Consider the following 14,939-nt stretch of genomic DNA (forward strand, 5'->3'; position numbering starts at 1 on the left):
GAACCACTGATTTTTGCTGTCATAGCCAATGTTCAGGTAATTCTATTCCATAGTTCTTAGACACTGTTTTTAATGTAGAGATGATCTCGGCGTGTTGGGTTCTGTTGGTTTGATTCCAGGCAGCACGGCAGTCAAGTAGGTTTTTCAGTACGCTCAGGTTGTACATTCCTAGCCGATGGAAATTTCCCCAGCTGGGAATGCCGAACAGGTTGTAGATGACCACGGTGGCGTCGCGTTCGCTGGCCAAGCGCTTGTCGCCAGTCAGCTTCTCGGCAGCTTCCTCGGCTTCGTCGCGGTCGTCGTAGGTGTTGAGTAATTTCATCAGTGTCTGGTTGTAGTCCTATCGGGCTTCAGATTCTGCCTGACCGGCAAAAAAAAGAACATCAATAGGAACTACTCAGGGAAAGCCGCAGTCAAGCGGCTTTCCCTGAGTATGAGACCTATCCAATTAACCCCGCTGCATTCGACTGAAGATACGGCACGCAAGCAGAACGTAATGCCGGGGTATCCTGCTGCTGACCGCCCTAGCATTGGCCAGGGCAGTCTATCGGACGGAGTATCTGGGCCTTTCGGTTACAGATACCCCCGTTCAGCCAACGACACGCAGCCGTCATGACCCACCACCACATGATCCAATATCCGGGTACCGACCATGTTGAGTGCGTTTTTGAGGGTGGTGGTCAATGTGCAATCGGCCTGGCTAGGCTCTGGGTCGCCGGAGGGATGATTATGAACCAGGATTACGGCCGCCGCGTTGTGCTCTAAAGCGATCTTCACCACTTCCCGTGGATACACGCTGGCACCATCCAGCGTGCCTCTGAATAGTTCTCTGAAACCAATCACCCGGTGCTTGGCATCAAGCATTAGCAAGGCAAAGACTTCATACTCATGGTACTGCAGCAGTGTTTGCAGGTGACTGAAAACCTGCTTCGGCTCAGTCAGTGCCCGGCCTTTAGACAGACGACTCATCGCCAGTTGTTGAGCCATCTGCAGGATGTCAGCTTCGGTGACTGGAGTCTCCATGACATAGGTACCGGTCGTTTCACCGGCTACAAGCTTGTGATATTTCATGCGGGTATTCCTGTGCGGATGTGTGAGAACGGAGGGGGGGGGAGAAATCCGGTTACTGAACGGTGGGCTTGCCGTTGTATCGCATGGTTTGCGACTCCAGCTTTTGCGCGAGTGTGGGTTTGGTAGGCGCTGCCAGTTGGTTTTGGGGCTCTATAGGGCTGGTCTGATCTTCAACGGCGGGGAAAAACTCCTCGACGATGCCACCGGTGTCCTCCTCGCTGTCTTCAAAGGCCCCATTGTTAAATCCCTGCCAGGCCGCGTGATCCAAGGCGCTCTGGTCAAAGCCCGCGGCTTGCCGGGTTTCCTCTAGTTGCTTGGCGGCAAGCAAGGCGTCTTCTAGGCTCAGGCCATTGCGCACTGTGATATCGACGTAGAAGATTGGTGTCCCGTGGCTCTGCCGAGTGGATTTACCACGCAGACGTAATTCCAGCGGCAGACAGGCCAGGCGATTGCCGGAGATGGCTTGGAAATACTGCAGGCGTGCCGCCAGGGTACGGATGCTGTTGAACCCAGTGGTGCGAAGACGAAACTGCCCAGTGGATCATCGTCACCAATCACCACGTTCAGCCGGCCGTAAGGCTTGCAGGCTCCGCCTTGCGCCAGTGAGCAACCATCCGGCGAAGGGCAGGGTAACGACTGGATGCCATCCTTAGTGAGACGCTTGCAGGTCTCGCCGTTGCCGACGCACAGCGGCCGGCCGGTGGTGCGGTCGAACAGGCTGTAATCGGCGCGAAAGTTCAGATCGGGCTCGTTGAACAGCAATCGGATCGGAATACTGCGCAGCTTGCCGTCCTGGCCGTTCCGCAGTTCCTCATTGAGTGGGTGCAGTAGCCAACCGTCACGGCTTTGCACCTGCGAGGTGAGGGTGAATTGATCGTCTTTCTCCGGCAGGCGCTTACCGTTTTTCTCGACTACCTTACCGATGGAAATGCGCCCGAGTACCGGCGGGGTGATGGTTAAACCTCTGAGCATGGCGGTTATCCTTGATCTGAAAATAAAAAAGCCACCGGGATGTAAACGATCCGGGCGGTCTGGGTGAGGGGGAATGGTTCAGCCGATCATGAAGCGGCGACTGCCTGTTTTGATCTTGGGATAGCGGGCCTGCAGGTAGGGTTTGTCCTTCAGCATCTGTTCGACATCCAGACCGGTGCTGTCTTTGGACTTCTTCCAGCTGATGTAGCCCTCCGCAAACTCCGCACGGGTGGCTGTACCCATAGCCTGCTGCAAGGCTTGTTTGAGCTGAGCCTCACGCGTCTCCTGCTGGGCAATGCTCTGGCGAATAGCCTTGAGCTCCAGGTAGGTGCTGGCCAGCTCCGTGTGCTGGCTGAAGTCCAGGGTCTGACCATTGTCTTCGGGGTAAAGGCAACGCAACGCCGATTCGGCCGAGGCTGTACCATCGGCCGGTGGCGGGGTATCACTGACCACGTAATCCCAGAACAACCGTTCTAGATCGATCAATCGAGCAATCATCGACTCATCCCGTTCGATGCGATGGATCTCCAGGTGTTGGCCCCCCAGCAGTACCGCTACATCTGCCGCCTGCTTGCCGGTCACCGCCAACTGGTGCATGACCTGTAACTGCACATACTCCGGCACGCCTTCTTTCCAGAGGCGAGCGCCGTTGATGCCGGCAGTTTTGCATTCAAGGATCTGTACATTGTCGGTGCCGATGACCTCGCGGTCGATGTTGGCCAACATCCAGGGCAATTTAGGATCAGGATGCTGCAGCACGGCATTGATCCACCGTACCCGGTGACCACTGCGCTTGGTGTAGTGGGTCGCGACAATCGGTTCCAGGATGTTTCCCCAGTAAGCTGGGCTCTCTTCATCATTGTGATCTAGCTTTAGTAGCGAACTGTCACGGCCAGTTTTCTCCAGCCACAGTTCCAGTTGGGATTTGTAAGGATTGAGCCCTACGGCAGCGGCGGCATCCGAGCTGCCGATGCCTTGCTTGCGCACCGCTAACCAGTCTTCACGCGGTAGCTCCTTGGTACCCACCAGGCGCAAGGCTGGACGGGGTTTGCTGCTGGGGTTTTGCAGTGTTTGCGTAGCCATAATGATTTCCTGTGCGGCATGAAAAACGCCCGGCCAGCAGAAACTGACCAGGCGTTTAGCCGTGAGAAGAAAGAGAGGGGGATCAGGCAGAGACTAAGCAGCGAGTTGCAGGGCGGCGTTCAGGGCGCGTTCTTTGATGGCGGCACCTTGGCCGAACCAGGCCGAATCCATGCGGTATTCAGTACTTCGGGCACGTCGCTCGTGATCGACATACTCCGTCACGGCGTTGAGCAAGCCCCACGCAGTTCCTTGGGCTGATTCAAGCGTCGCTCCACGACCTTGGCCTTCATACAAGCCTTGGACTTTGCGCAGTGCCCGCTCATTCGGCAGGACTTCCGGCAGTTTGCTATTGGGAGCTACGTCGCACAGTACATTCATGAAGAAGCCCATTGCCTCATGCCACTGCACCTTGCGCTCTGCCAGTGCCCGCATGCGGTACATGAACTCGTCCCATTGCGAGACGGCGATGCCCAGTTGTTTCTTCACGGCCTTTGGATCAAAGCGGGTGTTGTGCGGCACCTTGATCGCATGCGTAGCGCCGCTCAGAGAAATGGTTAGGGTGTTATTGCAGACCACGCGAACTGTGGTCGGGGTGGCAGTAGTGGCCAGGGTGCTATCGCAGGAGGTAGCTAGCAGCAGATAGCCATTCACCTGGTCGTTTCCCTTCAGCGCGGTTGCCTGCCCCGTCCTGGCCAGCGCCCAGAACTTGCGGCCACCTTTGAGTATCCCGGCTGTTTCGAGCTCGTAACCAGAAACCTCCGTCAGATCTCGGTAGAACTCCAGCACCTCACGCGGCTGCACAATCTGGTAGCGGTTGGATACCACAGATAAGGGGGCCTTGGTGTCGGAGCGATACAGTACCTTCTGTTCGGGGAAAGAGTGGATCGAGCCCAGGGTGCCGATACTGTCTGATTTGAAATGCACTGGGCTGTCATGGATTTGCCAGTTCATGCCGGCTTCGCGCTGCCAGACTTCCAGCGGTTGTTTTTGCGTCAGGCGGTTACCCAAACCATGCCAAGGGGTAGCGCCAACGTAAGCCATTTGTTCGACGAGATGAGCCATGGAAGTGATTCCTTTTCATAGGCGCACGGCGAAGCCGCTGGATATTCAGCAGGGATCAGTCGGTGTGCGGAGTGTTGATAGAGAGGGGAGGGAGCGATGAATCAGGTGGGGAACAGCAATTACGTCAAGCGGGAGAGGAGCAGTTCAAACGGAATGACGGTCACTAAACTGCAGTTTGCAGTCGAGACAAGCGTAATTGTCCAAAACCCGTTCATCGATGACTTCGCCGAGTTTGGCGCCCGCGATACAGCCGGTCGCCGCGCCGGCTAGCCCCCCGAGAATGGCCCCAGCCATGCCACCAGCAGCAACACCGGCGGGGCCAGCGACTACGCCGATAACTGCGCCAACTTCGGCACCGGCCATGGCGCCGGTGACGCCTTGGGCTGCGCCACCAACGGTGCCGATAAGGGCGCCGACTTTCCTGGCTAAATCCTTGGTGATGACAGCAGTGGAGTGACAGCGTGGGCATTGAGTGGTCATGTGCAGGGTTCCTGTCGAGAAAGTCGGGCTCAAGTCATTGCACGGGCATAGAGCCCATCAAGCAGGTCGCCTGCGCGATCTGCTTAAATGGAGAGACTGCGAAGTCTGGGGGATGCCTGATGCGGATAGGTGCAGGTTCGTGATGTATGACTGAGATTGTTTTGAATCGAATCGTAATCGGGCTCTTTGACGATTAGGTGCAGCAATCGGTCAGAAGGGATAGCCAAACGCACCGGACTGTCGAGAAACACCATCCGAAAATGGGGCAGAGCGAGCCCAATTTCAAATGGCACCTTTTGCCGGCAAAACGATGCCTCTTCATCGAGTCGAGGTTGTCTGCGTCGGGCGGTTTCCACTGTGTGACCAGCCTCAACCGGCGGCTTAGCCAGGGTCCTACGCGACAGACGCGGTGGATTGTTCCGCCGCTTGCTCGTTAACCTGCGAGACCACTGTTCCCGCGACCTTATCAAGTGGTTGATAGGCAGCTGCTGCACGCTGCAGCATTTCGCCGATCTGGGCACGAAGTTCGGCCGGCTGTTCGACCACCATGGCGTCGCCCTGGGACAGAATCCACCAGTGCAGTTGCCAGGTGTTGCTCAGCGTCGAGCGCACCCGATAGCCATCTTCGAGTTGTTCCAGGGTCATGTCCGGGCTCAGCGGTGTCTCGCGGATCAAGCGTGCCTGGCGCTCACTCACCCATGCCTGAAACTGAATTTTCTCCGGCGTTCCGAACTGCAACGCGTCGCTGGCCAGGTAGGCGCGCAAGTCGAATCCCTGCACGCCCTCGGCAGATCTGTCGAGCTGCTCGACCGTGCGGAAACGGTGCACTGCAAACTGGCGTATATCGGTGTACGGATGCGCCGTGGCAATCAAATAGGTCACCAGCCCGCGCTGCACCATTGCCAGGGGATTGAGCGTCATCTCGCTCAACTTGTCGGTGTGTGCGGAGTAATACTGGCACTGCACCTGACTTTCATTGATCAATGCCTTCTGCAATGACTCCAGCCGGTGCGGATCGATGTCCGGTGCCTGGAGATTCAGGTCCGGTCGCACGGCGGCAACCTTTTCCAGCCAACGAGCTGCCGGGTTATCGTCTTCCAGGCCTTTGAGCTTGCGCCGGGCATGCACGAAGCGCGGTTCCAGCACGCTCAACATGCTGGCGGGCAATAACGGGCGAATGGCATCTTCAACCAGCGCCAGGCTCAAGGCTTCGGTCAAGGTAATGCCTTGCAACTCGACATTCACCCCCGGCGTCCAGTGCCAGGCCTGCGGTGAACCGTCTTCGCTGCACTGCAATGGAAACACCAGGGACAAATCAACCAGGTCGCGTTCGACCGTACGCCGGCTGGTCTGGTAGCCACACGTGTCAAGCCGCGCCAGCAGTTCCGTCACGGTGATGCCTGAATCGCGTTTGGGCAGGAGCTTGAGCAGTTCCCATTGACGACTGACCGTGGAATGAGATTTGGCTGACGGCACGGTATTTTCCTTGTGCGGGGGGAGGGTGAAAAAGCAACCGGGGGAGGAATTTACGGGAGTACATTGTGTCGCGGAATGGCGATAAGCTATCACTTTTTGAAGATCGGGATCCACAGGCGAATAGGCAAAGGGCTTGTTTCGAAGTGTGCCCATGGCACTGAAAAATCCTGGTTAGAACGGAGCTTCACTTTTGGTAAAACACTTCAGGTTCTTGACCCTGCCGCACAGTGCCAGCACGGTGGCGAACGTGTTCGTTCACGGGTATTCCGCCGGGCACGATCTGAAGGATCGCCGATTGTTGTCCAGGCAGATTCCCTCCACGCTGCACAATGGCATCAACATTCTTGGCTTCTGGCGCTCGGGCCATTACTTGCAGGTGTCCAACACCACCAAGCAGCTCGTTGTCGCCGCCGGCCGCCTGTATCCCTATGCAACGGCCGCTGCATTTGTAGCGGACCGCGTGGCGCATTTTGCCCTCAGTCGTCGTCGGGCAACGGAAATGGGTGATGTCCTGCTCAGTGAGTTGCACGATTACTTGAAGGCGAATCATCCCGAGGTGGCCGAAATCAATCTGATCGGCCACTCATTGGGCGGCCGAGTGCTGGTCAGTGCCTTGAGGAAACTGGTTCGCCAACCCGACGGCTATAGCCTCACCATCGGCGATGTACTGCTGATGGCCGCTGCTGTCGAAGTGAAGGCTGACGAAGTGCCAGGACTCAAGGCATGTATCAAAGGACGGTTGATCAATGCCTACTCCAGGTCCGACAGGATGCTGCTGATGAACGCAGACGAAACTTGCCTGGGGCGCCACGAAGTGACGAATTTCGAGAATGTTTCGATGACCGGTTTCGGCCATCAAGACTACTGGCCGAACCTGCACAAGGTTTTGACGGTCACTGTCTTTGCCGGTTTCCAGGGGCAGCATTATCCGGTTCTTCTGAACAAGGAAGGCGATCTGCAGGATGATCACGTGCGTACGGATTATCTGCTCTACGACCTGTTTGAACACCTTGAACCGTCGCACCCAACGTTATTGGAGGAAGCGATCAAGCACCTCAAGAACAGCAGCTGGACGTCCCTTGACGACAACCAGGACTCAAACGAAAAGCACTACGCCTTCACCCGGGAATTTCAACTGTTGGGCGGCCATTGCCTGGCCAACATGACGCGACGCCGAGGTTTGCCTTACGCCGAAGTGCTTGAAATGCTGGCATCGCATTTTGAATTGGATGAAGACGAGTTGCATAAGTGCACGACCATCCTGGAGCTTGAGGGCGCATTGGTCCGCAGGTTCTTCCATAACGCGTTTCCAGAAGGGCATGAACTCAGCAAATCAACGGAAACGGACCTGAAAACCCTGTCGGCAGAGCACTATTTCAGGCACGTCGATGCTTTGGCGGGACGGTTAACGTTGAGTGCCTGCTTCAAGTCATCAGCCTCGATGGGCGCGCAGGCATCTGGCTCAGTCAGTTCGCAGATTACAATGGCAACCATTGGTAGCTTCGTGTCGCCTAACCTGCTGGCGATGGTGCCAAAACTGTTGGCGGCGACGACGGTCGGACGAGTGATTACCAACGTCAAGACAGCATTGAAGCCCGGTTACTCGGCATTGATTCCGGCAGTCGCAATCATTTTTTATGCGCGGGTGAAGCTGGGCAATGACGGGTTGCATTGAGGAAAGGGTAGCCGCCAGCGTGCTGCTCCTGGCGGCGTTAAAGCCCTGGTTAAGCGGTCAACGCTCGCATTGAAGGCTCTGTGCTGCCTGGCAGCCCCAGCGCGTTCAGTTTTTCGCGTACTTGAATCAGCTTTTCCTGGTTGCTGCGAATGAATTTCGAGCGCTCATCAACGGCTGCGACGATCTTCTCAAACTCTTTGAGCTGCGGTGCAAAGAAGTCCAGCAGCTTTTCGTCATCGCCAATAAGGTCGTAAATGTCCTTGAACGAACTCTTGATGATCGTGGTGATGGATTCTTTGGCAGTCTTCAATTCCTGCTCGAGTTCGTGAGCCTTGTAGGCACCCAGAAGGTCCGAGGTCAGGGTGAAGGCAGCGCCTGCAGGGCCAGCCCACTTGGAAATGGCGCCAGCAATTTTGGTTGCCTGCCACGGTTTGAACTTGAAGACCACTCCGGTCACGGCCCCCAGTGCATCTCTCGCAGCAAACACTGCACTCTTGATGATGTCCGGGCTCAGGTTGGCAATACCTTTAGCGGCGCCACCCATGGACTTGAGTGCGCCCTCGCTCATGGCATTGAGGAAGCTTTCGCTTGAGTTGAGCTGACGGCCGATGTCCTGGGAAATGCGGTTGGTGACCTTGGAGGATTGATCGAACGAGCGGTCGATGGCGGCCTTGATTTTAAGGTTGAGTTTGTAGCCGACACCTTCTTCGGTGTAGCCGATTTCGTCCTCGAGAAAGTCACGAATATTTTCCAGCGACAGCGGGCGAAGCTTGCCAAGCAAGTCTTTTTCAAGATTGTTCAGCTCATCGAAAAGCTCCCCAGCAAGGCGTTTCACCTCGCGACGGCCCTTGGAAATATCCTGGTTGATCCGCACGGACTCCTCGGCGTTCTGCTGCGCAAAGGCATCCAGTCTGCCCAATTGCTCTTCGGCCCGTGCCACATGCTGGCCGACGACATCGCGCACAACGTCCATGCCCGTCTTGGCCATCAGTGCCGCAGGTACGTTGTCTTGCAGGATGCGGCTGGTCATGGCCTTCAGGTCGTTGATCCGCGAGCGGCTTTCGTAGTGCTCGGGCTTGCCGAACCAGAACTCCAGACCCCGACCACCGGGGTTGGAGGCCAGGCAGACGATGTTCAGGCGTGCCTGTTCTTCCGAGGTCAAGTTGGCTATTCGCTGCAACTTGGCTTTCAGGTTGTCCTTTTTGATGGTGGCCTGATCATCGAACAGCACCTGTTCGGTCAGGTCGGTCACTTCGTCCATTTTATTGATGACGAAGACCGTCGAAGACAGCTTGTTCAAGTCGCGCAGCACCCACTTGGCGATAGCGCTGTGGCTTTCCTTGAGCGGGTTGGTGGCATCCACGACGTACAGGATCAGATGCGCTTCGGAGATGTAGTGTTTGGTCAGGTCTTCATAAACCACCTGTTCGCCATCGACGGTCTTTTCCTTGTCACCGAAAAGGCCGGGGGTATCGACGATTTCACACTTGCCCGGCAGCCCCTCTGGCGTGTAGATCGCCAGGCGATCGGAGGATTCGTCCATGTCGATCTTCATGTCGGCCATGACTTTACCCAGCCATGCGGCGATCACGCTGGTCTTGCCGTCGGAGAAGGCGCCTAGCAGTGCAATGCGCAAAACGTCGGATTCGATTGCCTTGACGGCTGAATCGATCTTTTCCATTTCGGCACTGACGTCACTGCCTAGCTCGCCCAACTCTTTCAGGATGACTCGAAGCTGATCCAGGCCTTTGATCGCTGTTTGCTTATCAACATTAAATTGCGTGAATTGTTCCATGGGGCATTTTCTCCAGTTGATCTTTGGTGCGCTGCATCAATGCCATCTGCTGCTTGATGATGTGCAGCGGGCGAATCAGGGATGCATGGATGTCGTTGACTTGTCCGAGGACTTTTGCCTCGATTTGACTGCGAACAGGTGTGAGCAAAGCCTTCAGCTCATCACGCAGGGAGTCGGCGGCATTGGCGCGTGCTTCGGCGATCTTGTCCTGGACTTGAGCCTGGGCTTTGCGAATGCGTTTTTCCTTGCTGAGGAGGAAGTTCATGAGGTTGATCAAGAGCCCCACCGCAGCGCCGACAGCTGCGCCAATAAGGTTGCCGACGACAGGGAATGCGGTGCCGATCCCGGCGCCCGCGAGGGCATAGGACCCTACGTTGAACAGCATCCAGCCGTAATCTTTGAAATCCAGTCCAAGGCCCAGCTCCGGTGTCTTGTAGCTCGCGTTAAGGTCCGCGCCTGCGTAAGCGATTGCCTGCTCGAACTCAACCCTCGAAACGTCCTCCAGCAGCCGCTGCATGGCCTGCACCAGATCGTTTTGCAACTCCGCCAGATACTTTTCGAACTGAGTCTGCAATTCTTCTTTCAGCTGTTCCTGGCGCTCGCGAAAGGCGCGCTGGATCTTGCTGGCGACCAATTCGTTTTCGCCGAAGTGTTCCTCGACGATGTCGTCGGCAGTCGCACTCATGTCAGTGAAGAGTCGGTCCCACAGGATTTTTCGGCCCTTCGTGACGGACTGTTCGAACTTGGCCAAGCCGTCTTTGACGGCAATGCGGCACTTGTCGAACTCTGGTTCTGTCCTGGCCACGAACGTTTCATGGCTGGTGTGGAGTTCTTGCAGGATGGCGAGGTTTTCCACCAGCAACTCATGAACTTTGGTCTTGTTGCTCTCGATCATGTCTTCTTTGAAGGTGCCCAGTTTTCCGTGAAGCACCTGGGCGACTGACTTGATCTGGCTGAACTCGTACATGGCCTTCGGCGAGGCGAAATACTTGCGGTAATTTCGTTGCTGAATGACCAGGTCGCGATCCCGGGAAGGGTGGATGGTCGTACGTTCCGTCCCTGGTGCAGCGGCCAGCGCCGAGAAAGCCAGCAACCCCTGCACGCAGTGGCCAGACTGCATGGCCTTGGCGCCCAGCACAGACTCGAGCACGCCCACGGTCTGCTGCAATGCACCGCTTTCGAGGGCTTGCCGGTCCTCCTCGAACTCGTAGGCATCGGCGTTGCCGCGCACGTTCACCAAGGGACACACTTGGGTGCCGAGACGCAAATAGGAGCGGATTTTCTCTGCGGTGGCTTTTTCAGGCTTCTTGTTGGTGCCGTTGACGTAGAACACCAGGTGCGCCTTGGCCACCGCTTCACGGACCATGTGCGAATACTTGCCCTCGTCACCTTCAATGCCGGGTACATCGATCAACTGGAAGCGTTTGCCCTTGTAGTTGAGCGTGTAGAACGTATTGCCTTTGGTGAAATCCGCTTCGCCGGTGCCGATGATCCGCCCGTCGATACGCAAGGCCAGGGCTTTTTTTCGGTCAAGTGCCAGAGCGCCGGAAAATACATCGGCCAATCGCTGATTCAGCACGTCATCCATGGCGGCCGATTGGGTCTTGATGTGAGCAAAGGGGTTAGCGATCGGCGCGTCTTCAGGCACCGCGGTCGCTTGATCGAACAGTTCGTCGAGCTCAAAGTTGCTCATCTCAGACTCCTGCCAGTTTCAACAGCAGTGCCGATGCGGCTGCCCCCAGCACCATTCCGCCACAGGTAAAAGCAATCAGTTTTGTCCTGATTTTGGCGTTGGATTGGTCTTGGGCCAGTTGTAGGCGTTGCGCGGCTTCTTCCTGTTCCGCCTTCAAACGTTGCGCCGCTATGTCCTGCTCGGCCTTTAGCCGTTGTGCGGCGACTTCCTGTTCGACCTTCAATCGGGCATTGGCCTCTTGCTCTGCCAGTGCCGTTCGGGCCTGCGCTTCGGCTTCAGCGATGCGGTTTCTGGCAGCGGTCTCTTCCTGCAGAATCTCGCAAAGACGGCGCGTGCCCTGGCGGATGTCAGAGATTTGCGCGGCATGTTCCTCGTAAACCGCACTCAGGCCTTCACGCAATCGTTCGATATGCTCGGCCAGCGCTTTTTCGTACTTCACCAAGTCGTGAGCATTTTGTTCCAGCAATGCTTGCCGGGACTCTTCCTTGAACAGAATGCGCAACGACTCGATGATCGTGCTCTTGCCCGCGTTGGTTTCACCGAAAAACGCCATGGTGAACATGTCCCACTCGGCATGCGTCTTCAGCTGATCAAGTTCGCCATCGAACTGAGCCTGGATGGCGCGAAGCTTCTCGGTCATGTTGCCGACTTCGCGCTTGCCGTCTTTGTGCTCGACATTCAAATCCAGAATGTCGGCCATGGCGCCGGCGATACTGTCGGAAACGTCGGAATACAGGCGGTTAAGGTCTTGGGGCGCGTTCATTACTGTTCCTTGTGTGATGGAGTCAGCCTGGTGGGGCTGAGTGTCAGGCGTACCCGCGACATTTTGTGTCGTGCCCGATGTTCCGATGGGGGGATAAATCGCAGCCGCAGGCGCCGTCAGTTCAGCGAAGCTGCATTGAAATTGCCCAATGGCTGTAGAAAGTGTTGGTCGAGAGGTCGGTCCGGGGAGAACCGTGAAGCGGGTTACAAGAGGCATACGCAACGTCCTTGTTGGTGTGGGGCTTTATGCCAGTGGAGCATGGTCCATTGCCGTTTATCGGCATCGCCGGGAAAAGCTTGAGTGGGGTGGGTGCATCAACGCCACTTTTGCTCGGTGCGACTCAATTTGTCGCGGCCCCTGATCATGATCAAACCTTCCAACAACTGAGGGTGTGACCATGTTGAAAAATTTTCTGGCCGCTGTAGGCGTCGTAATCATCGCCAAGAAAGGGTATGAGATGTACCGGCATTACAAGTCGATGGAAGCGGAGGTTGAAATCTTGCGCAGGACGCAGGGGGAGGGGTAGTGTCCGCCGGCAATCTTATTCTCGAATTCAGCAAGGAAGTAAGCATGACGCAAGTGGCAGCTCAAAAAGTCTCATCGTTGTGGCCAATGATGGGGGCATTGGGAACGCTTCAAACACCGTCGCGACGTTCTGAATTCGGTGTAGACAGTGTGACGCCCGAGCGGGTCAAGGTAGCGGTGGGCAAGACGACGCTTGCGATCCCGAAAGCCGCCTTCGAAGCCGTGCTGGAATATCTGCACGTCAACGACCACCACGCCGGTAATCCGTGTGTGATCGAATCCGATAATGACCATAAAAAAGCCGGGCCGCTTTGCAAGGTCGCCCGAGAACTTTCCAGTGGAACCTACGGTCCGCGAAATATCACCTACGTGCTTCCGATTCTTGAGCAATTGGGAGTTGTGGGGATCCGCTCGAAACAGCCCACTGCGGTCTGGTTGACGACGCGGTCCGTGGCCGTAGCGGCGGTTGTCGAACCGAATCAACGGGTTGTTGAAGAGTTGAAGGCAGGATGTCTCAGCCCGGTTCAACAGGCGTTTGCCAATCATTTGGCAACACTATGGTCAGGCGGTCCGGGTTCATTCGAGCATCGTTATTCAATCACCAGGCATCACTCATGGACGCCATGGAAGGAGCTGACCCGGCCCCAAAACAAGGAGTGGTGGTGCCTGACCCTGGCCGAGGCCGCCAAGCATTATTCCTGGCCGGAAAAGAAAGCACCTGATGACTTTTCCAGCATTGCGGCGCGGCTTCGCACGGCACTTGCGGCGAACGATTGCATTGCCGCGCGAGAGGCCTGCCTGCAGATATTCAAATGGGGAGGTGTCGCCAATAAGCCGGGCGACGCCTCTTTGCTGTGGGTCGAGACCCGGTTCGCCGACCAGACCCTGTGCCATTCGATCTTGCAGGCGGTGAAATTGCTTCGACCCGCAAGCAACGAATCGCTCACGGCTTTCGATGGCACTAACCTGCTGATGAACTCCGCAATGACCAAGATTTACGCCGCTGCCGCCCCGGACGGCATCATCATCTATGATGGACGGGTAGGGGCTGCGCTGGGGTTGTTGGTGCGTAAATGGCTCGAAGGCATCGGGGGGAGCGTTGTACCGCCAGACCTGGCGTTTCGCTGGGGCCCCAATCAAAAAACAACCAACAATAACGTCGAAACACGCGACCCTTCGCAAGAAGGCTTCGAATTTATCAATCTTTACAGAAGCAGCACCAAGGGGCCCAATCCTGCCGGAATCTGGGCCGGACTTGTGCGGGTGACCAGTCGCATCCTCCACGCGGTGATCCGGGTGCTCGCCGCGCAGGGGCGGGAAGTGAGACTGCTGGATCTGGAGCGGGCATTGTTCATGGTGGGCTTCGACGTGCGTTATCCGTTGGTGACGGCTTCCCGGTAGCTCACTGAATTGAGCAGTACTGAGGCCACGCTGACAACATGCAAGAGGTCGTGATGGAATTCCAGGTTGATCAGTTGCGTAGCGCACGCCACGTCGTGGTGTTTAGCGGCGCAGGCATTTCTGCAGAAAGTGGCATCCCGACATTTCGCGATGCCTTGACCGGCCTGTGGGAAAACTTCGCCCCCGCTGCACTGGCCACAGCCCAAGCGTTCCGCAATGACCCCGCCCTCGTATGGGGTTGGTACGAGTGGCGACGTGCCAAGGTCCTTGGCGCACAACCGAACGCTGCGCACCGGGCCATCGCCGCATTGGCTCGTCGCGTGCCCATGCTCACCGTCGTCACCCAGAACGTTGATGATTTGCTAGAGCGCGCCGGCTGTTGTGATGTCTTGCATCTGCACGGAAGTCTGAGTTCACCGCGCTGCTTTGCCTGTGCGCGACCGTATACGTTCAGCGCGGACCCACTCGATGAGCCGCAAGGCGGGCGCCGCATCGAGCCGCCGCGCTGCAGGCATTGCAATGGAAAAGTGCGACCAGGAGTGGTCTGGTTTGGCGAGTCGCTGCCCGATGATGTGTGGCGCAAGGCCGTGTCGGCAGCGAAGGACTGTGATGTGCTGCTTTCGATCGGCACGTCCGGTCTGGTGCAACCAGCGGCCGAGATCCCTCGGATTGCCTTGCAACATGGCGCGCAGGTGCTGCACATCAATTTGCAGCCTGAGCCTGTAAAAGGGGATCGCGAATTCAGCTTGGCGGGCAGAGCGGCAGAGGTTCTGCCGCGGTTGGTCGAGGAGGTCTTCGCAGAGTAGGTCCAATCGCCTACATTCCGCTCAATGAACGAAACCTATGGGGTGCTGCAGCCCCTTGGACTTCAGTCGACATTCCGCCTGATATTCCTGTGTCATTTCTTGCCATTCTTATGAATATTCGTCCAACTCATCCTTAT

At 56.7% G+C, this 14,939-nt stretch carries 12 protein-coding genes and 1 pseudogene; 3 read left to right on the forward strand and 10 right to left on the reverse strand.

Going from position 1 to position 14,939, the window contains the following annotated elements; all coding sequences use genetic code 11:
* Positions 1–19: 19 nt before the first annotated feature.
* The 7 genes and pseudogenes from B723_RS16850 to B723_RS16880 all read right to left on the reverse strand — a co-directional run bounded on the left by B723_RS16850 (position 20) and on the right by B723_RS16880 (position 6,144).
* Positions 20–322, reverse strand: a complete 303-nt coding sequence (locus B723_RS16850; protein WP_017337803.1) for a hypothetical protein — start codon at positions 320–322, stop codon at positions 20–22.
* A gap of 251 nt (positions 323–573) precedes the next feature.
* A complete protein-coding gene (gene radC, locus B723_RS16855; protein WP_017337804.1) occupies positions 574–1,071 on the reverse strand; it encodes a RadC family protein in 498 nt (165 codons plus the stop codon).
* Between the two features lie 52 nt (positions 1,072–1,123).
* Positions 1,124–2,043, reverse strand: a pseudogene (locus tag B723_RS16860) (hydrolase or metal-binding protein).
* Positions 2,044–2,121: 78 nt separating this feature from the next.
* Entirely contained in the window at positions 2,122–3,126 is a 1,005-nt protein-coding gene (locus tag B723_RS16865; protein WP_017337805.1) for a YqaJ viral recombinase family protein, read from the reverse strand.
* A 93-nt stretch (positions 3,127–3,219) separates the two neighbouring features.
* Positions 3,220–4,188: a DUF932 domain-containing protein gene (locus B723_RS16870; protein WP_017337806.1), complete on the reverse strand. Its 969-nt coding sequence runs from the start codon at positions 4,186–4,188 to the stop codon at positions 3,220–3,222.
* Positions 4,189–4,332: 144 nt separating this feature from the next.
* On the reverse strand, positions 4,333–4,668 hold the full coding sequence (locus B723_RS16875) for a hypothetical protein (RefSeq protein ID WP_017337807.1): 336 nt from the start codon (positions 4,666–4,668) through the stop codon (positions 4,333–4,335).
* Between the two features lie 393 nt (positions 4,669–5,061).
* Positions 5,062–6,144 (reverse strand): helix-turn-helix transcriptional regulator, encoded by a 1,083-nt coding sequence (locus tag B723_RS16880; RefSeq protein ID WP_017337808.1) that lies wholly within the window; start codon positions 6,142–6,144, stop codon positions 5,062–5,064.
* Positions 6,145–6,334: 190 nt separating this feature from the next.
* Here B723_RS16880 and B723_RS16885 point away from each other — a divergent pair, with 190 nt between their 5' ends.
* Entirely contained in the window at positions 6,335–7,819 is a 1,485-nt protein-coding gene (locus tag B723_RS16885) for a DUF726 domain-containing protein (RefSeq protein ID WP_017337809.1), read from the forward strand.
* 49 nt (positions 7,820–7,868) lie between these two features.
* Here B723_RS16885 and B723_RS16890 read toward each other — a convergent pair whose 3' ends face one another.
* Genes B723_RS16890 through B723_RS16900 form a run of 3 tightly spaced genes read right to left on the reverse strand, consistent with a single transcriptional unit; the run spans position 7,869 to position 12,070 of the window.
* A complete protein-coding gene (locus B723_RS16890; RefSeq protein WP_017337810.1) occupies positions 7,869–9,614 on the reverse strand; it encodes a LeoA/HP0731 family dynamin-like GTPase in 1,746 nt (581 codons plus the stop codon).
* Entirely contained in the window at positions 9,592–11,307 is a 1,716-nt protein-coding gene (locus B723_RS16895) for a hypothetical protein (protein WP_017337811.1), read from the reverse strand. The genes B723_RS16890 and B723_RS16895 overlap by 23 nt, the downstream gene beginning before the upstream one ends.
* A 1-nt stretch (position 11,308) precedes the next feature.
* Positions 11,309–12,070: a hypothetical protein gene (locus B723_RS16900; RefSeq protein ID WP_017337812.1), complete on the reverse strand. Its 762-nt coding sequence runs from the start codon at positions 12,068–12,070 to the stop codon at positions 11,309–11,311.
* Positions 12,071–12,595: 525 nt separating this feature from the next.
* On the opposite strand from B723_RS16900, the gene B723_RS16905 reads away from it, so the two are divergent.
* Both B723_RS16905 and B723_RS16910 read left to right on the forward strand, forming a co-directional pair.
* Positions 12,596–13,996 (forward strand): hypothetical protein, encoded by a 1,401-nt coding sequence (locus B723_RS16905; protein WP_193392998.1) that lies wholly within the window; start codon positions 12,596–12,598, stop codon positions 13,994–13,996.
* A 53-nt stretch (positions 13,997–14,049) separates the two neighbouring features.
* A complete protein-coding gene (locus B723_RS16910) occupies positions 14,050–14,802 on the forward strand; it encodes an NAD-dependent protein deacylase (protein WP_017337815.1) in 753 nt (250 codons plus the stop codon).
* Positions 14,803–14,939 lie beyond the last annotated feature (137 nt).

The sequence above is a fragment of the Pseudomonas fluorescens NCIMB 11764 genome (assembly GCF_000293885.2).
In the GTDB taxonomy this organism is placed as follows: Bacteria; Pseudomonadota; Gammaproteobacteria; order Pseudomonadales; family Pseudomonadaceae; genus Aquipseudomonas; species Aquipseudomonas fluorescens_B.